This window comes from Planctomyces sp. SH-PL14 (assembly GCF_001610835.1).
GTDB lineage: Bacteria > Planctomycetota > Planctomycetia > Planctomycetales > Planctomycetaceae > Planctomyces_A.
The window spans coordinates 3,446,341-3,463,426 of record NZ_CP011270.1; the positions used below are offsets into that span (position 1 = coordinate 3,446,341).

19 protein-coding genes and 1 tRNA gene are annotated in these 17,086 nt (G+C 64.7%); 6 read left to right on the top strand and 14 right to left on the bottom strand.

The window, feature by feature from the left end; genetic code table 11:
- The 5 genes from VT03_RS13450 to VT03_RS13470 all read left to right on the top strand — a co-directional run bounded on the left by VT03_RS13450 (position 1) and on the right by VT03_RS13470 (position 2,849).
- Positions 1 to 327 (top strand): hypothetical protein, encoded by a 327-nt coding sequence (locus VT03_RS13450; RefSeq protein WP_075093449.1) that lies wholly within the window; start codon positions 1 to 3, stop codon positions 325 to 327.
- A gap of 13 nt (positions 328 to 340) precedes the next feature.
- Complete coding sequence (locus VT03_RS13455; RefSeq protein WP_075093450.1) at positions 341 to 1,036, top strand: hypothetical protein; 696 nt, start codon at positions 341 to 343, stop codon at positions 1,034 to 1,036.
- Complete coding sequence (locus VT03_RS13460; RefSeq protein WP_075093451.1) at positions 1,033 to 1,476, top strand: hypothetical protein; 444 nt, start codon at positions 1,033 to 1,035, stop codon at positions 1,474 to 1,476. The genes VT03_RS13455 and VT03_RS13460 overlap by 4 nt, the downstream gene beginning before the upstream one ends.
- Before the next feature lie 188 nt (positions 1,477 to 1,664).
- Entirely contained in the window at positions 1,665 to 2,030 is a 366-nt protein-coding gene (locus VT03_RS13465; protein WP_075093452.1) for a hypothetical protein, read from the top strand.
- Between the two features lie 624 nt (positions 2,031 to 2,654).
- Positions 2,655 to 2,849, top strand: a complete 195-nt coding sequence (locus VT03_RS13470) for a hypothetical protein (RefSeq protein WP_075093453.1) — start codon at positions 2,655 to 2,657, stop codon at positions 2,847 to 2,849.
- Positions 2,850 to 2,939: 90 nt separating this feature from the next.
- Here the strand turns inward: VT03_RS13470 and VT03_RS13475 are convergent, their stop codons facing one another.
- Together VT03_RS13475 and VT03_RS33465 are read right to left on the bottom strand one after the other, a co-directional pair.
- The gene (locus tag VT03_RS13475) at positions 2,940 to 3,269 is read right to left on the bottom strand and encodes a hypothetical protein (RefSeq protein WP_075093454.1); all 330 of its coding nucleotides are present in this window, start codon (positions 3,267 to 3,269) and stop codon (positions 2,940 to 2,942) included.
- A gap of 19 nt (positions 3,270 to 3,288) precedes the next feature.
- On the bottom strand, positions 3,289 to 3,468 hold the full coding sequence (locus VT03_RS33465; protein WP_156514476.1) for a hypothetical protein: 180 nt from the start codon (positions 3,466 to 3,468) through the stop codon (positions 3,289 to 3,291).
- A gap of 418 nt (positions 3,469 to 3,886) precedes the next feature.
- On the opposite strand from VT03_RS33465, the gene VT03_RS13480 reads away from it, so the two are divergent.
- Entirely contained in the window at positions 3,887 to 4,705 is an 819-nt protein-coding gene (locus VT03_RS13480; protein ID WP_197489320.1) for a tyrosine-type recombinase/integrase, read from the top strand.
- A gap of 14 nt (positions 4,706 to 4,719) precedes the next feature.
- Here the strand turns inward: VT03_RS13480 and VT03_RS13485 are convergent.
- The 12 genes from VT03_RS13485 to VT03_RS13540 all read right to left on the bottom strand — a co-directional run bounded on the left by VT03_RS13485 (position 4,720) and on the right by VT03_RS13540 (position 16,724).
- Positions 4,720 to 4,792, bottom strand: a tRNA-Ile gene (locus tag VT03_RS13485).
- Between the two features lie 441 nt (positions 4,793 to 5,233).
- The gene (locus tag VT03_RS13490) at positions 5,234 to 6,526 is read right to left on the bottom strand and encodes a hypothetical protein (RefSeq protein WP_075093456.1); all 1,293 of its coding nucleotides are present in this window, start codon (positions 6,524 to 6,526) and stop codon (positions 5,234 to 5,236) included.
- A 753-nt stretch (positions 6,527 to 7,279) separates the two neighbouring features.
- The gene (trhA, locus tag VT03_RS13500) at positions 7,280 to 7,957 is read right to left on the bottom strand and encodes a PAQR family membrane homeostasis protein TrhA (RefSeq protein ID WP_075093458.1); all 678 of its coding nucleotides are present in this window, start codon (positions 7,955 to 7,957) and stop codon (positions 7,280 to 7,282) included.
- Positions 7,958 to 8,367: 410 nt separating this feature from the next.
- Complete coding sequence (locus VT03_RS13505) at positions 8,368 to 8,778, bottom strand: hypothetical protein (RefSeq protein ID WP_156514477.1); 411 nt, start codon at positions 8,776 to 8,778, stop codon at positions 8,368 to 8,370.
- A 629-nt stretch (positions 8,779 to 9,407) separates the two neighbouring features.
- Positions 9,408 to 9,857: a DNA polymerase ligase N-terminal domain-containing protein gene (locus VT03_RS13510; RefSeq protein ID WP_075093460.1), complete on the bottom strand. Its 450-nt coding sequence runs from the start codon at positions 9,855 to 9,857 to the stop codon at positions 9,408 to 9,410.
- Positions 9,854 to 10,366 carry a Holliday junction resolvase RuvX gene (gene ruvX / locus VT03_RS13515; protein WP_082846182.1) on the bottom strand — a complete coding sequence of 171 codons (513 nt, stop codon included), beginning with the start codon at positions 10,364 to 10,366 and terminating at the stop codon, positions 9,854 to 9,856. Before ruvX ends, VT03_RS13510 begins: the two co-directional genes overlap by 4 nt.
- 110 nt (positions 10,367 to 10,476) lie before the next feature.
- Positions 10,477 to 10,977, bottom strand: coding sequence for a hypothetical protein (locus VT03_RS13520; RefSeq protein WP_075093461.1), 501 nt, complete (start codon positions 10,975 to 10,977; stop codon positions 10,477 to 10,479).
- 395 nt (positions 10,978 to 11,372) lie between these two features.
- Entirely contained in the window at positions 11,373 to 12,674 is a 1,302-nt protein-coding gene (locus VT03_RS13525; protein ID WP_075093462.1) for a nucleoside permease, read from the bottom strand.
- A 218-nt stretch (positions 12,675 to 12,892) separates the two neighbouring features.
- A complete protein-coding gene (locus VT03_RS33470; RefSeq protein WP_156514478.1) occupies positions 12,893 to 13,282 on the bottom strand; it encodes a hypothetical protein in 390 nt (129 codons plus the stop codon).
- A gap of 389 nt (positions 13,283 to 13,671) precedes the next feature.
- Positions 13,672 to 15,288 carry a hypothetical protein gene (locus VT03_RS13530; RefSeq protein ID WP_075093463.1) on the bottom strand — a complete coding sequence of 539 codons (1,617 nt, stop codon included), beginning with the start codon at positions 15,286 to 15,288 and terminating at the stop codon, positions 13,672 to 13,674.
- A 60-nt stretch (positions 15,289 to 15,348) separates the two neighbouring features.
- Positions 15,349 to 16,281 (bottom strand): ABC transporter ATP-binding protein, encoded by a 933-nt coding sequence (locus VT03_RS13535; protein WP_075093464.1) that lies wholly within the window; start codon positions 16,279 to 16,281, stop codon positions 15,349 to 15,351.
- Positions 16,278 to 16,724: a GntR family transcriptional regulator gene (locus tag VT03_RS13540; RefSeq protein WP_075093465.1), complete on the bottom strand. Its 447-nt coding sequence runs from the start codon at positions 16,722 to 16,724 to the stop codon at positions 16,278 to 16,280. Before VT03_RS13540 ends, VT03_RS13535 begins: the two co-directional genes overlap by 4 nt.
- Positions 16,725 to 17,086 lie beyond the last annotated feature (362 nt).

The window sequence follows — 17,086 nt, forward strand, 5'->3', positions numbered from 1 at the left end:
GTGGCCGAGTTTCGCGCCTGCAAGGTCGTTTCGTCTCTGCCCGGGACGCTCGTCGCCAACACGCTCTATCTCGTGCGGATCGGGACCGGGTTCCGGCCCTACGTCACGAACAGCTCGGGGACGATCGTCGCGTACCCCCTGGACCCGATCGCCTGGTCGGAACTGACGGGCAAGCCGGCATTCGGGAATGCCTCTCTCGCGGGGGCGTCTCCGCTCCAGTGCGGACGGCTCACTCTCCAGAGCGGCGTCGCGGTGACGACGGCGGACGTGACGGGCCAAAGCACCATCTACTTCACGCCCTCGCGGGAACGTCTTCAGCATCTATGACGGATCCGATTGGGTGCCGTATGTCTTCCCGGAGCTGAGCCGGTCGATTTCCGGGCTCACGTCCGGGAAGAATTACGACGTGTTCGGCTACGTCTCGGGGGGCTCTCCGGTCATTGACTTGGCCCCAGCCTGGACGAGCGACACGGGCCGCTCCGCGGCGCTCTCGCTCCTCAACGGAGTCTATGTGAACACCTCATCCTTCACGCCGGTCATGGCCGGGGGGACCGTGGCGGCGAATCGCGGAACGCTGCTGGGGACGATCCGGACCACGGGGACGAACACGACGGAGGACAGCTACACGCGTCGTTTCGTCGCCAGCTTTCACCATCCGGTCGCGAAGCTCCTCTACCGAGCGGACGGGACGAGCCACACCTACACCTCCAACACGATCCGGGGGTGGAACAACGCCGGCACGCACACGGTGGAATGGGTTTCTCCCGTCCCGATGCACGGGGTCATCCTGAACTTTAGCGCCGGCATGTTCCCCAGCGCGGCCGGGTCGTTTACGGCGCGTGTCGGTCTGGCGAACGTGACGACCGCACAATTTGCGTCGGTCGACTTTTACACCGGTGCGCCGGTGTCCGCGGGGGCCGCCCTCCCAACGGACCCGGGGAACGGCTATCGGGTCTACTACGTCACGGAAGCGGCCACCGGGACGAACAACACGACGTTCTACAGCTACGTCGTTCACGGGCTGGTGATGGTATGAGCGACTTCCCAACGACGGTGACGATCACCGCAGAGAATCTCCAATTCACCGGCCGGGCGAACGATCTGTCCCGCCGGCTGGTCGAGGCCGGAGTCGAGTTCGTGGGGCTCTCGCGGGACCGGATCGACTTCGCCGACGGCGTCTCCCAAGAGGCGCAGGACCTGGCGAACGGGATTCTTGCTGCCTGGGACTGGGACGCGCCGCCCGTGCCGGTCGAAGTCTCTCCGCTGCAGGCGGCCCTGGCCCTGCAGGCATTCGGACGCCTGGCGGACGTCGAGGCCGCGGTCGCCGCGGGCGGCCAGCTCGCCCAACTCGCCTGGCAACGGGCCAGCGTCTTCCGCCGGGACTCCCAGCTCCTGGTCGAGATCGCAGCCGCCGTCCCGGGACTGGCGAACCAGCTCGACGACATCTTCATAGCGGCGGCGCAGATCGCGGTTTGAGATTCAGGCCCGGGCTCGCTTCAGCGCTCCGTTGAGGTCCGTCTGCAGCTGGACCAGCCGGCCGAGGTCATCGGCCGCGGTCGCTGCCAGAGCGATTGATTCCTCGGCCCTTTCACTAGAATCTGAAACAGCCGATTCGACTTTCGATCGGCCTCTGTCCACTCTCTGCACTTTCCATCTGCACATCCATGCAGGATCGCTCCGTCCGACCGCGACACCTCGTCATCGACAATCACGGTCGGCCCGGCATCGTCATCGCACGCCGTGCGGGTCAGCCGAGCCGCAAGTGGCTCGACGAACAGTTCGATGCGCGCATGCGGGATCCAGTCCATCACATCTGGTGGAACGTCATGCCGCTTGACGGCGGCCTCGTCGTGGTCCCCGAGGGCCTCCTGCAAGTCGAACGAGAAGCAACGCTTGCCGACACCCTTCAAGCCGTGGCCGGCGGGAACGAGTCAGCCGTCAAGACGCTGATCGACTTATTCCCGGAGCTGGCCGACTATGCCCGGTCGCTGGCTGCGGGCAACGCCCCACACATCAAGGCTGAGCGTTGACGTCACGGAAAGATTCAAACGGGCTTTGTTCAGGTGCCGAGCATTCCGACGCTGCAGAAGTCTCGCATCGAAAGCTGCGCTGGCCGAACCAGTGACAGGTTTTTCACCCGTCAGATCTGGTCACAGTCATCGGTCCGACTTGTGGTGTTTCCGTCGCTGCACGCAAGATGTTGGAAGCTGAACAAACGGTCTTGCATCGTCTCGCCTCAGCGGTATCGTTGGGACGTCGATTGGATTGCGACAGCGATGGACGCTGCCACTGGCTCTGCTGATGTTCAGAGCCCCGCTTGGACGGATGCCATTCCCTTTCACCGGAGGACTCCTCCAGAGTCGTCATGCGCTGCGTTTCCGTGAAACTGTCGAAGCCGATCGCCGATGAGCCCATCACTCATTGGCGGACCAACCCGCGTCTCTGCCGAGGACTCGCATTCCTCTCGGCATTTGAGAACGCTCTCCGTTCCCGTCAGCTCCTTCCCGCTTCTTGATCGGGTCCCGCTGACCCAACCTGTGGCGCTCGCTCGCGCCGCCGCCGTTCCCTGCTGACTTCCGCCTGTGTCTCGCCGCGCGCACTTTGCCCGCGGTGCCACCCTTGGGCCTCCGTGCGCCCACGTCTGGAGATCCGTCATGCCTCAGAAGATCGATTCCGCCGGTCAGCCTTACTTCGAAGGCGACAACATCCGCATCACGGCCCGGGATCTCGCCTGGATCCGGGAGACCACCTTCCCGCCGCCGGCCGTGCTTCCCAAGGAAGCGGAGATCCGCTCGCGCACGCTACCGGCCGCTCGCTACCACGTCATCCAGTTCGGAAAGCGAGCGTGAGCCGTGCAGATCTTAATGGCCATCATGCTGCTCGGCTTCAACCGCAGCGAACCACATCAGCCCGAAGTGCGCGTGTTGCTGCAGACGTCATCACTCAACGAGCCGCCCAAGCTGCCGACGATGTTCCGCTTCGTTGTCCGCGATGCTGGGGACGGCGGAGCTTCGCTTCCGCCCCTCCGTCAACGATTGGTTCTCGGCAATCTGCTTCAGATAGTCGACGCCGGCGGCAATCGTCATCAGGACGGACACGGAGAAGTAGAGCGCCCCTCCGCCAATCACGAGGGAGCCGACGAGGGTATAGATCGGCCCACCTTCGTACGTCCCATAACCAACCATCATCCCGCCGATGACCTCAGCGAGAATTGTGAGCATGATCGCCGTGCTCACCTTGTCCTGATAGTGCTCTTCGGACTCGTTCATGTTGGCCCCCGGGAAGACGTCATTTGGAAGGACGAGACTTCTGCGCCAGGAACGAATCGAGTGACCGGCGGATCCACTCGGCCAGATCCCGCTCGTCCTGCGCTGCGGCTTCGTTCCAGCTCGCGAGTTGTTCCGGGGTGCAACGCACGCCTACGAACTCGCTGTACGTCACCGGTCGTGATGCTCGTTTCTTCGCCATGTGCGGAGTTTTGCGCCGTTCAACCGCGTTTATCAACGAACCTTGACATGACGTTTAACAGGGATAATCTGCGTTTAACGCGACCGGCGTGCAGAGCCGCTCACGTTCTCAACAGATTCACCGGGCTTCGGCCCATCTCCACGCCCCGGCGTATGGAAGTCTGCACCTTCCTGCGCCGGGGCGTTCCCGTTCACAGGACATAGACTTCCGCGGCCTACCGCGGACGCGGTTCGCCCACGCGCAAAAATAAGGCCCGGCTGTGCTGCGAACACTGCCGGGCCGGGGTTGGTCAAAATCCAGCGAAGGAATTGGACCCATGAATGAGGGTAAGGATGAGGGTATGCGCCGTCAAGATGGACGGCCAAGGACGACTGCGGATTCACAGGTCCCCAACGGGTCACGCCTCCCGCAGTCTGGTGTGTGGTTCGACGATGAGCTGGCAAAGGTGTTTCGGGTTGAGACGCAGTCCCTCCGCGAGTGGGTCTATCGAAATGGGATTCCGCACATCCCCGCGTTCCGAGGAATTCTCGTCGATGTCGCAAAGGCCGGCGGACGGCCAGTGACTGGCGAGGAGTTCGATCGGCTGGTGAATGAGGCGACGGCGTCTGATGCAAACAAAGCTGTTGCGGCATCCAGAGTCCGATTCTTGAGAGGGCTCTGGTGGAGTGGACTTCGCCTGAATGAGGCGGTGCGGTTGGACTGGGAAGATGACCTACACCTCTGCGTAGACATGTCGGGCGAGAAGCCGACGTTTCGGATTCGTAGCGAAGCCGACAAGGGGCGGAAGAACCGCCGCTTTCCCATGGCGCCCGAGTTCGCTGAGATGCTTTTGGCTGTCCCGCCGTCCGAAAGAGTAGGGCGGGTTCTGACCTTCCTGAGCCACGGCAAACGACCGCTGGCGATGGATCGCATCACTCGAGCAATCTCTGGTTTCGGAACCGCCGCCGGCATCGTTGTCGGCCGCGACACCGAAGGGGAGCCGGTCTACGCATCCGCGCATGATCTGCGCCGCTCGTTTGGAACGCGCTGGGCAAAGCGAGTGCTCCCGCCGGTCCTCAAACTACTCATGCGTCACTCCAGCATCGCGACCACGATGACCTACTACGTGGACATCGACACCGACGAAGCAACGGCGGCGCTCTACGACGCAATCGCCAAGGAGGCGCGGCCTGGGGACAAAAGTGGGGACACATCCCCTCGCCCCAAGAATCGGCGTGCACGCAAGTCGTTGCAGTGACAGAGAGTTTGAAATAGGGCCGCCGGGATTCGAACCCAGAACCAAGGGATTATGAGTCCCCTGCTCTAACCGTTGAGCTACGGCCCCGTGCCGGAGCGGTAGGCGTCCGGGAGCGGGCGATCATATCGTGCCGGGGGAGGGAGCGACACTTGGGCGAAGCCGGTTCACTGGATGCTGACTCGAACCACGTCCCTGCCGGCACGACGTCGCTCGCTCAAACCCAACGTTCCACGGCAGTCTGGGGTCAAGGGGGTCTCACCCCCTTGCCGCCGGAGGCACTTCTATGAGGAACCGTGGTACGTAACAGGTGTCCCCTTTGTGGAGTCAGCTATGAGGACTCCCTCAATCCACACCGCTTGCTTTGGAAGCCCCGCGGGTTACGTGACGGGGCATACGACACGTGGTCCGCGCTTGGACACGTTCTCCTTCAGATATCTCTCGACGACCAGGCCTCCGGCGGGCAAAGGGGCGTTGCCCCTCTGCACTCCCCACCAGGGGGCCCCCTGGACCCTGGTTGGCCCAACAACCTCAACGTATCGAGAACTGCAACGTCTGACTGGCCGTCTTGCCCGTCATCTCATCCTCGACCATCAGCTTCAACAGGTACGGCCCCGGCGTCAGCGTCGCCGGCAACTGAATCTTGTAACTGTTGTAGAAGTCGGTCCGGGGCGAACGGCTCAGGTCCTCCGTCGGCTCGAAAGAGAGGCGCTCGATGACCTGGTTCTGCTGCGACAGCCGCACAATCTCCACGGTCGACTTGAGGACCGTGCGGAAGTGCCCGTCCGCCACCGGCTCGCTCCCGAAATTGCGAACCTCCGAATAGATCAGCACCGGAACGCCCGCTTCGAACTCGTCCCGCGGGAATCGCTCGAACGTCCCGAAACCGTCAATGCGATGACAGAAGGCGACGTTCTTGAGCTCCATACGGGCCGTCGCCTGCAGGTGCCGCGCGGCGGTCTGGAACTGCGCGGCGGTCAGGGCGGTCCGCTCCGCCGGATCGGGGACCCGCGCGCGATCGAAGTACGTATCGAGCCCCCACAGCACCGAGTTCCAGAACTCCTGGTCGACCGGATCGATCCCCGGGATCGGTTTCTGGGCCTCGCTGGCCTGACCCGCGACCAGTTGCAGCAACCGCAGGTGAATGTGCCGCCGAACGTAGTCACGCTGCTGGTCGGGGCTCCCATCCGGGACCTGTGCAAGCGCTTCCGCCTCGAACAGAGTGATGACCCGCCGCAACTCGTCCGTGGTGTAACTCGAATTCGGATCGCTGGAGATCCGTGCCGCCGCACCGTCGGGCAGCGTGCCCATCTCGCCCGCCGCTCCCGGTCCTCCTGCCGCAAGGCTCATCCGACCGGTCGCGGAAGTCTGAACGACTCGCTCGGACGCCGAAGGGAGGTTTCCGCCGTAGGGGGGCGGGGTCAGGATGCCGGACTCGGCAATCTGGCGGGAGGGAGGTTCCAGGGGCTCCGCGGGACGAGCCGCATCCACGGTCTTCTTCCGCCCGATGAACTTCGTCGGATCCCAGTCCGAGAGACGCGGGGGGAACATCGGATCCAGGCCGGGCAAGCGGTGCGTCGGGGACGCAGGCCGCGCCTCCTCGCGCTGGACCATCGCCGTTTCGTCGGCCGCCACGGGAGTGACACGGCGGTCGGCGGCCACAGGAGCGTCATGGACCGCGTGAGCCGAGGCGCCGGTCTCCGGCGCGCGGTCGCCGAACGGTGAATCGCGGTCGGGCTCGACGCCCGATGGCTCGGTTCGTTTTGAGGTCTCACGTGGATCGGCGGCGGCGAGATCGGATCGCCGAACGGGCGGCTCGTCCACTGCGTCTCGGCTCCACGGAACGGAGTCGCCGTTGTCGGGCGAAGTCGCTTCGGTATCGACGGCCGTTTCGGGACTGGAGGGGCCACGCCGCTCTTCAGCGCTCGCGAGACGGATCTCCGGGGCCGAGGAGGAAACCGATCGCGAGGGCTCAGGCGCCTCGATTCCCGAGGAGGAATCGCCCGCCGCTGCCGGAGCGTTTCCCGACGACGCGGAGACCACCGGACGAGCAGGGGGCTCGTTCCGAGGAGCGGAGGGAGTGGGGGAGGCGGAAGAGCGCGAGGAGCCGGCCGGTCGGCTCTGCGTGAGTCCCTCCCGCTCCGACGGCGCGATCTTCGGCCGAGAGCGGCTGCGGGAAGCGGGCGCCGCCGGTTCGCGTTCCGCATCCTGAAGGGGCGGCTCGTCCGGGGACCGTGCAAGCTCTTCCCGATCGGGAGCGGCAAAGGTCGGCTTCGGTCGGAATCCCCCCCATCGCGCGCCGCTCCACGACGTGCAACCGGCCGTCAGGACGACCAGCAGCACGGCCAGGCAGCATCGATGGAGATGCCGGCGCATGGAAAAACCTTGCTCGGAACGCAGTGGGGACAGGAGATCAGGAAGGGAACGGGGGGCGGGGCGGACGGGAAGTCCGAATTGGGCCGGAAGAGTAGCCCGGCTCCCCGATTCGCCACAAGACCGAGATCGGGCCGGCGATTCCGCGGCGCAGGGGGCCGCGGCCAGGGAAAAACCTCGGTCCCGGCCGACTCAGCAAAACGCTCAGGCCGAAGGGGGCGTGACGTTGACGACGTACCAGAAGTGGAAGAGGAAGTGGCACGCGCTCCCCGTGATCGTGGCGAAGTGCCAGATCGCGTGGAAATAGATCTTCCGATGGTCGTTCAGCAGGAAATAGAGGCCGCCGGTGTAGGCAAAGGCCCCGACCAGGACGAGCAGGAGGCCGTGCCAGTGGGTCACCACGTAGAGGTGCGGCAAGGCCAGCAGCGGCGCCCATCCCAGGAGGACGAACAGCAGAACCCCCATGGTGCGGTCCGCGTTCCGGATCCGCTGCACGACGCCATAGAGCGCGACGAGCCAAATGCCGACCAGGAGTGCCCAGCCGAACGGCGTTGCCATATGGACCAGGCCGAACGGCGTGAAGCTTCCCGCGGTCAGCAGGAAGATGCAGACCTGATCCAGCATGCGGTAGAACCGCCGCCGTTCCGGATGCTCAAAGCTGTGCGAGAGAGTCGATGCCAGGTAGAGGCCGACCAGCGAGGCGGCGTAGACCGTGGCTCCAACGATGTTCACCAGCCCGCCGCTCTCGAAGGCGCGAGGGATGAGAACCGAGGCGCCGACGCACGCCAGAACGCAGCCGAATCCGTGGGTCCACTGATTCAGCATTTCCGCGGTCAGAGGACGGACGTTCCCCTGCACCGGAATCGACGCCGCGTTCGCCATAACCCGGCCTCCTTGCCGGCCTTCCTACTACCCCGATCACGGGGCCTGAGTACGAGCATTCTCGCTCGTGAAGAGATCGTCTTCGAAAGCGCCCATTCCTGATAGGCGAGCCTGCGAAGGGGCGGGGAAAGCGAACTTTCGTCAGTCGCTTTTCACACGATCGGCGGAGTCTGCCGTCCTCCCGCGGTCCCAACCAGTGAACAAATGCTTTTCGGCCGTTTTTGTCGGCCGACGCGTCGTTCCTGGCGGCCCGAAAACGGAAAAGCCCCGTCGCATCGCTTCGGGGCTTTTTTTGGAAACGGGAGTCTGCGTTGACGAGGACGGCTCCTGCGACGGGCCAGGCCTCACGCCCCCGTTGCCGCCGCACCGCCCATCACCGCACCGCACCGGTTGCCGGTTCAGAACCCGGACTAGGCCTGCGGCTGATAGGTGTAGACACCCTTCTCGTCGACGCGGAACTCCGGCTTCTTGTAGAGATTGAGATAAACAATCATCCCAAAGTTCTTGGAGTTGCTCTTGTAGCCGCTCGCCGTGACTTTATCGACGAGCTCCTGCTTGGTGAGTCCCTTTTTATGCTTGGAAAGGATCTCGATCAGCAGCGATTTCAGCGACCGCTGGCCGCGAATCCGCTTGGTGCCGGTCGCCGCCGCTTTGCGGCCGCGCCCCCGCTTCCCTTCCAGCTTGCCGATCTGCTTGTCCAGATCGCGAAGTTCCGAAACCAAAGACTGCCGGCGGCTCGTGAGATCACTGAGCAGCGCCCGCTGCTTCTCCAGCACGTTCTCCAGCTCTGCGACCGACATCCGATTCAGGGCTCTTGTCATTCTCAGCTCGCTTTCGTCGAAAGAATTTCAGTCGACACGGTCCTGGCAAACCACACCCACGGCTTGCTCCGATCGATTCACGCGCGTGCGAATGATCGACCTCCCACACGTGATGTCCGTCAGCCCTGTTCTTCGACCAGACACCATCATGCGGTCACGTGCCTCTATCCATCGAACCGTATCTCCTATCCATGAGCATTGCAATCAATTGAATCGCCCTGTGGACCAGATTCTAAGAGTTCTATAGGGACATGATCATTGCGTTAGCGGCGACAACAAATGGCAAATAATTTGTCGAGAGATGGAGCCTCGCGACAGGGCTTTCGAACGAATACAGGGGCGCCCGCCAGTGTCGCATTCTGCATCAACAATCCCCCCACGGAAGGTTCGCCGCATGGAAAAAGCCAGCATCCGGCGAGTTCCGATGTTCGCCGGACTTCCTCGCGATCGACTTCGGGGTCCCTGTGGCTTCGACCGCTTGGCGCGACAGGCGGCCTCGTCCGGAAACTCGCCAGAAGCAGGACAGTCCGAACTGCGTGATATCGATAGCGTGTAGACGCAATGTCGGTTTCGTTATCCGGGCGACCTCACAAGAGCCGAACCATCGATCCGCCGACACCGGGGATTTCCTAGTCTGGGGCGTTGCCGAGGCATCTGATCTGAAACCGCCATTGCGGTCCGCCGATCCGCGTCAACTCGACTCTTTCCCAGCGCGAGCCGGCGTCCTCGGCCAGCGTCCCCTCCAGGAGAATCGCGTCGAGCACGATCAGGTCGGCACTCATCTCCGACACGCCAGCGATCCCGGCCGCGACTCTCCGGACCGCACCGCGTCCACCCGAGACCGGGCCTTCGTAGTCCAGATAGATGCGGCGGTGAGGAGCGATCTCTTCCGCCGTCATGACATCATGCTGGCAGGGATCGTTCGGGAGCCGCCACGTTTTCAGCGTCTCCCCGTCCTCGACCAGGAGGTCCCAGTGAAGGAGGGGATGGTCGTGAAGCAGGACTGCGAATCGCCGCGGCGTGGACTCCGACCGATTCGGTTCGATAGAGCGTTCGACCTGCCGGCCCCCGTCGCTCATGGAACGTCGTCCACGGAGTCGGGCGGGACCGGAGGGACGCGGCGACGGTCGATGTACGTCTGCAGGATGATCTGCGCTGCGAGCTTGTCGAGGAGCTGCTTCCGCTTCTGCCGGGTCACGTCCATCAGGATCAGCTGCTCCTCGACGACAGCCGAGGTGCAGCGCTCGTCCTGGTAGTCGATCGGAAGGCCGGTCAACTGCTGAATCCACGCCGCGAACTTTTGGGCCCGGTGCGAGGACTCGCTCGCCCCGCCCCCCATGTGCAGCGGAAGCCCCACGACGCAGCCGACGACGCGATACTCCCGCGCCAGCTGCTGCAGCCGCGCCCCGTCGAGCTTGTCCGAGCGTCGCGAGTAGTTTTCGAGCGGGCTGGCGATCGTCTGCTCGTCGTTCGAGACCGCGATCCCCAGCCGCTTCTGTCCGTAGTCGATCCCCAGCAGCCGCCCGGCGGTGAGAAGTGGGGGATTCCCTTCAACGGGGAGCGGAGGGCAATCGGATTCGCCGGGCATGGGGCGGAGGCCGCTCGTTGTGTGAGGTTGTGGTGACGGTTCTGGCGGACGGTGGCAGCGAGGAATGCGAGAGCGGGAGGTCAGGCATCCGGATCATCGCTTAATGACGATCATCCCGGCTGGGCGGCGGCTTCGCCAGATTGCGGAGCGCCGTATCGCTCGATGAGGGGGCGGTTCCGCTCCAGGAATGCGTCACGCCAATAGTAGGCATCGAGCAGTCCGTCGACGGGACGGTTCATCTGGAGATAGGCCGCGTAGATCGCTTCGATCGTCGCGAGCCCGGCGGCGGGGTCGTCGAAGACCTTCGACACCCGCGGATACGCCGTCTGCCACGGGCCGAGGCTGCGGACGGGGACATCCTGCCAGGCCCGTTCCATGTCGGCTGCCCATCGCCACGTTCCGTCGAGGACGACGAGGCCGGTCGCGGCATCCTCGGGGGTCAGTTCAGGCCCGCCGATGCCGAGCCGGACATAGCCGTCCAGCGGCTCCGTGCCACGCTCGGGGAACTTCCAGAAGACGAACCCTTCCCGGTCTCGGAGGGGCTCGACGGAGCACTTGGAGCGGTTTTCTTTCGGGTGGACGACGATGATTGTGGAGGGGGGGCGGGGCATTCGCCGATTGTGGCGAACCGGGTGGTTGAAGACGAGAGTCCTGCCGTCTCAAACCGTGTCCTTGCCGGCACGGCTCTCATAGCTCAAACCCAACGTATCACGGCAGCTGGGGTCAAGGGGCCAGAAAACAACACAGGCCCCCTTGCCGCTGGAGGCACTTCAACGAGGAACCGTGGTAAACAGCGGATGTCCCCTTTGTGGCACCAGCGTTGAGGACTCCCTTACATCACACCGCTCGCTTTGTAATCCCCGCGGATTGGTAAGGGGGCATACGGCACGTTGTCCGCGCTTGGACACGCTCTCCTTCAGACGTCTCTCGACGGCCAGGCCTCCGGCGGGCAAGGGGCATTCTGCCCCCTGCACCCCCTGACCAGGGGAGCCCTGGACCCGATACATCAGTGCGGCGCCGGCGCAGGCTCGCCTGCCGATGCAATCTCCTTCGGCGGATGGAACGCCACCGCCAACAGAACCGCCGCCACCACAGCCAACCCCACCGGCACCAGGAACAGCTTCTGGTAGTCAATCCCCGCTTCCGTCTTCCACTTGTCCATCAGCGGGACAAACAACCCCTTCGCAGCCAGATCCCCAATCCCCAGGATCAGCAGGTTGAACAACCCCTGAGCACTCGCCCGCACATCCTTCGGGAACGCGGCATCAATGAAGATGTAGACCGTCGCAAAGAAGAACGCGTAACACACCCCGTGCAGCACCTGGACCGCAACAATCAGCGGACCGTTCGTGGGGAAGAACGCAAAGATCGCATAGCGGGCCGCGTGCCCCAGAATCCCCACGATCATCGTCGTCCGCCAGCCCAGCTTGGCCAGCACCGTCCCCAGGACCGCCATCGTCAGGATCTCGGCAACCTGCCCGATACTCATGATCGGCATGATCTGCTCAGCACTGAACCCGACCTGCGCCAGGAAGCCGAAGGCGGTCACGAAGTACCCGTTGTGGATCGTGGCATCGATGAAGGTCACGATGAACAGGACCAGCAGGAACGGATTGGCCAGCAGGCTGAACGCCTTCTTCCAGGCCAGGGTGTCCTCGCCCGTCGCGGCCGGCTTGGGAGGCGTGTGCGGAAGCGTCATGCAGAAGGCGGCCAGAACGAACGAGGCGATGCCGGCCACAATGAACACGTAAGCTTCCGCGCTCGCCAGATCCGCGCCGGTCTTCCCCTTGAGGATGAAGTACAGCGGCCAGGCAGCCAGGATCCAGCCGATCGTCCCACCCATCCGGACCGGACCGAAGTCCTTCGTCGGGTTGTCGAGGTTGGCGAAGGCGAGCGAGTTCGCGACGGAGATCGTCGGCACGTAGAACAGGGAGTGGACCAGCATCAGGGCGAAGAACGGCCAGAAGGACTTCGCGAAGAACAGGCCGATCAGCGCCGCGCCCCCGACGAGATGGCTGAACGCCAGGAACTTCTCGGCGGAGAAATTGCGGTCGGCGAACTGGTTCGAGAAGAAGATCCCGATGACCGAGGCGATCGCAAAACAGCTTCCGATGCCGAACTGCTCCCAACCGCCGAACTGCTCCCAACCGCCGAACTTAAGGCCTTCCCCCCCCATCAGGTGAAACAGCGGCGGCAGCCAGGCTCCCCAGATGAAGAACTCGAGGAGCATCATGACGGTCAGTTTCGTCCGGATGCCGGGCTGCGAAGGGGAATGCGAATAGGGAAGTTCAGCGAGATCGGTCGCCATGAGAGGGGCTGTCCACGTCGTGCAGAGCCGGAAATTGCGGTCGACCGCGCGTGGGACCGCAACAAGATGGCGGCCAAGCTAACCCGGCCCCGGAGGGGAAGCAAGCGAAGCATCGGCCGGGACGATTCCGTCGGCCAGAGGGCCCCGGAAACGAAAACAGCCACCACATCAGGAGATGCGGTGGCCGTGGAATCGGATCGAAAGCGATCGACTCAGGATTAACGAGGCGGAGCGGGCTGCGGGGCGGCAGCCGGCGGAGCGCCGTTCTGGACTTCCGCCGGCGGCGGCGGAGCGTTCTCCGGTCCGGCCGGCCCCATCGGATGGCCGTATCCCATCGGTGCGCCGTTCGCCTGGAGGCCGCAGCCCCCTTCACAGGCGGACGAGCCGCAGGCCGAGGTGCCGCAAGCCGACGTGCCACAGGCCGAAGCCCCGCAGGCACCCGTTCCACAGGCGGAACCGCACTGGTTCCATCCGGTGTTGCAATGGCTGTGGCAGGCCGTCGCACAGTGCGTCCGGCAACAGCGGCGGCGGTGCCGCGCAGAGGCTTCATCCGTGCAGAAGAGGGACACCATCAGGGCGGCGGTCAGCACCGCGGCGGTTCGCATCATGTCAGTCACTCCCGGGTCTCGAACAAATGGGGTCGGTCAACGCACGCCGACAGGCGCTCCGTCACCGGGGTCTGCGACCACAGACCCGACCCGCCCCGGAACAAATGCCGTTCCATCCTGCGCAAAATGACAATCCCTCAGAACCCGCTCAGATTGACCTGAACAGGGAGGCCCAGCGAGCATCGCGGCACGGCTCATTCCGCGACAATTTGCAGGGGGAAGGGACGCTCTCAATCGCCTCGGAGCCGGAACTTCCGACGCATCTCGTCACTCGCGCGCTTCGCATTGATGAAGCCGAGAGATCGAAGGCTGCGCGGTGTTCCGCCAACGTGCGCCGCGTCCGCTCAGAGTGCGGCTCTGGGCCCGCTCCGCACACCTTCATGAGCGTGCTATTTCTTCAACATCGACAGCGGCCGATATCTGGTCAGCGCCCAGTACCCCGTCAGCAGGGACAGCACATAGATGCTGCCCACAAACCACATCAGTGTGGGATAGGACGGCGAGAGAGAGACCCAGGAAAACTCTGAGGGGTTCCGATCGAGAAAGTGGCTGTTGTTGTAGACCTCGATCGGGTCGAGGGCCGGCAGGAAGCTGCTGAGCGTGGACTGGATCGTGAAGGCCACGAACGTCAGAAATCCGGCGGCCAGCGGCTGGCGGATGAGGCACGTGAGCGCCGCCGCGAGCGAGAACATCATACCGTGAAAGGGGACCATCACGGCGATGTGCGGCCAGTTCATGCTGTAGTAGTTCCCCCAGTTGGGCGAGTTCCAGGCGAGGGCGATCGACGGCCCGTCGAGAACGAGCAGCGTCACGAGCAGTCCGGTCAGGAACTTGACGGCAAACAGCTTCCAGGGGGCGATCGGCCGCGTCCGCCAGAACTCACCGATCCGCGGATCGATGTCGCTGGCAAACAGCCCGGCCCCGACCACCACGGACCACAGGGCTCCTATGGCCCAGCTGGTCTGCGAGAGATTGTCGCGAAACATCATGTGCGGCTGAACGAAAGCGATAGACGCCATTCCCGCCGCGAACAGGAGGCCGGGGATTGCCATCGGCAGCGCGTGGCGCCCCGCGAGCCAGGCGAGCGAGAGCGTCGGCAGGGGGAGCGGTCCCAGCCGCGGCAGCCACACGGGGCGGGCACGATCCGATCGACCCGCCTCTCCGTCTCGCGTGAGCGGCCGGATCGCGGCATAGCGGCGCACGGCCCAGACGGCCAGAAGGAACTGAAGTCCGGCGTTGGCCGCGAGAGTCGAGAGGATCCCGGTTCCGAGATCGAGATCGGTGTACGAGGCTCCGCCGACCTCGCCGTATCCATAGTGAATGATCCGGGTCACCGGCAGGACCGCCATCACGATCTCCGCGAGTCGCTGCGGGAGGTGGCGACCGAACTCGGGACGGAGGGCCGTCATGAGGAACCACCCGACCATCAGGACCGCACCCGCATAGCCGGCCCGCGCTTCGGAGCGGACGAAGGTCCCCAGCGTCGTGGCCAGGAGGTACAGCATCGAGACGGACGCGATCCGGATCACCAGGACTTCACCCAGGAGAGCGATGGCGGGAAGCGGGGCGAGGACGCCGCGCTCCGGCATCCGGACATAGGGGGCGTCGAGATCCGTGGCGCGCAGCGGCGCCTGCTGGACCCATCCGCCGGCAAGGCACGCCGCAATGACGAGCCCGCCGATGAGCATGGGGGCGACGAGCACGACCCAGCCCCCCATGACCCGGACGCGGCCCCGGACGAGGGGCGAGACCGGAAGGCCGTCGGCAAAGCTCCGCGTTCGGTCGGTCATCTCGCCGAGCGATGTCCGCATCGCGACGAGAATGGCGGCGACTTCGAAGCCCGCCAGGACCCCGCTGTAGTTCGCGACGGCGGCGTGGAAACGATGCCCGAGCTCATAGATAACGGAGTGCATCGCCCCCAGCACGATCCACAGTGTCGCCAGGGCGAACTGCAGGCGGCGCTCGTGGACTTCCTTGAGGACCAGCGATCGAGTCAGGGGAGACACGGCGGACTCCGGGTTAGCGCGGGATGCGGCGGTCGCGAATCGAACCTCGGCGTTCGAGGGCTACACGGGAACGGCGGCGGGCTCAGCGGGCGCGCTGGGACGCGGCCAGTTCTGAGGACGGCCGATGACGAAGGCTTCGAAGATCTCGTCGAGACTCAGGTCCTGGACCTCGGCATCGATGCCGCCCGCCCGCAGGTCGCGGATCCAGGGCTCGGCGTCGTCGAGCGTGACCGCGATCCGCTCTCCGTGCCGCGCCACGTCGAGGACGCGCTCGGGAGGCAGGGCCTCGGCGGTCTCGAGCGCGGCCGCGGAGACAAGGACTCGCTTGACCGCGCGCTGCACCTCTTCCGTGGGACCGGTCCGCACCAGCCGGCCGTCGTCGAGGATCGCGACCGCGTCGGCGACCGCCTCGACCTCCGAGAGCAGGTGCGAGCTGTAGAGGACCGTCCGGCCTTCGGCCTGGAGGTGCTCGATCAGGTCGCGGTTGAATTCCTTGCGGGCGATCGGATCGAGCCCCAGGGCGGGGTCGTCGAGGATCATGAGCCGGGGGCGATGCGCCAGGGCGAGCGCGAGCCCGAGCCGGACCGACTGTCCTTTCGAGAGATGCCGGATCCGGACGTCGCTGGGGAGCTCGAACCGCCCGAGGAGCGAGCGGTAGTGCGCTTCGTCCCACGTCGGATAGAACGGCGCGAGGAACCGGCCGATCTCGAAGGCGGTCATCCAGCCGTACATCGACTGGTCTTCGGCGAGGTACCCGACCTTCTGCCGAACGACGATCGGCTCCCGGGCGGGATCGTGGCCGAGGATCTCGACGCGGCCTTTCCGCGGTTCGATCAGGCCCATCAGAGTCCGGATGAGGGTCGTCTTCCCTGCTCCGTTGCGTCCGAGGAGGGCGAGGGTCTGGCCGGCGGGGATCTCCAGCGAGACCCCTTCGAGGACCGGTTTGCGGCCATAGCCCTGATCGAGCCCTGCGATGCGAATGACGGCGCTCATGGTCCTTCCGCTCCCTTTTTCTGACGAGGTGTGGCGGTCTCTTCGGCGGTGCCGTTCTGCCGGACGCGTTTCACGGATTCGGCGAACAGGCGTCCCAGTTCCCGTTCGCCGATCCCAAGCATCAGGCCGCGGCGGGTGAGGGTGTCGAGTTCCTGCTGGAACTCCTGGTGGTGTTCGGCGAGCTGGGCGGCGGTCGCGCCGCGGCGGAGCGGCAGGACGTAGGTCCCGTCTCCGTGCCGCATCTCGACGAGCCCTTCGGCGGCGAGCCGTTCGTAGACCCGCACGACGGTGTTGACGTTGACGGCCAGTTCGCGGGCGAGCTGGCGGACGGAGGGGAGCGGGGTTTCGGCCGGGAGGGTGCCGGCGAGGATCTGTGCGCGGACTTGCGCGTCGATCTGTCGCGAGACCGGAACCGACGATCCACGCTCGATGCGAATCAGCATGTCGTCACCCAAAGTGTTCACAGTACTATAACAGTTCTGTTTCGTCCGAGTCAATAGGTGGCCGAAGATTACTGAGAGTACGGGTGCGTTCGCGGGATGGTGGTCAGTTGTGCCGATGGAAGATCAACCGGGGTCCAGGGGCTCGCCCCTGGTGGGGAGTGCAGAGGGGCAACGCCCCTTTGCCCGCCGGAGGCCTGGCCGTCGAGAGATGTCTGAAGGAGTATGTGTCCAAGCGCGGACAAGGTGTCGTATGCCCCCTCACCAACCCGCGGGGATTTCGAAGCGAGCCGTGAGTCCTCAACGCCGTTACCGCAAAGCGGACATCCGTTGTGTACCACGGTTCCTCATCGAAGCGCCTCCGG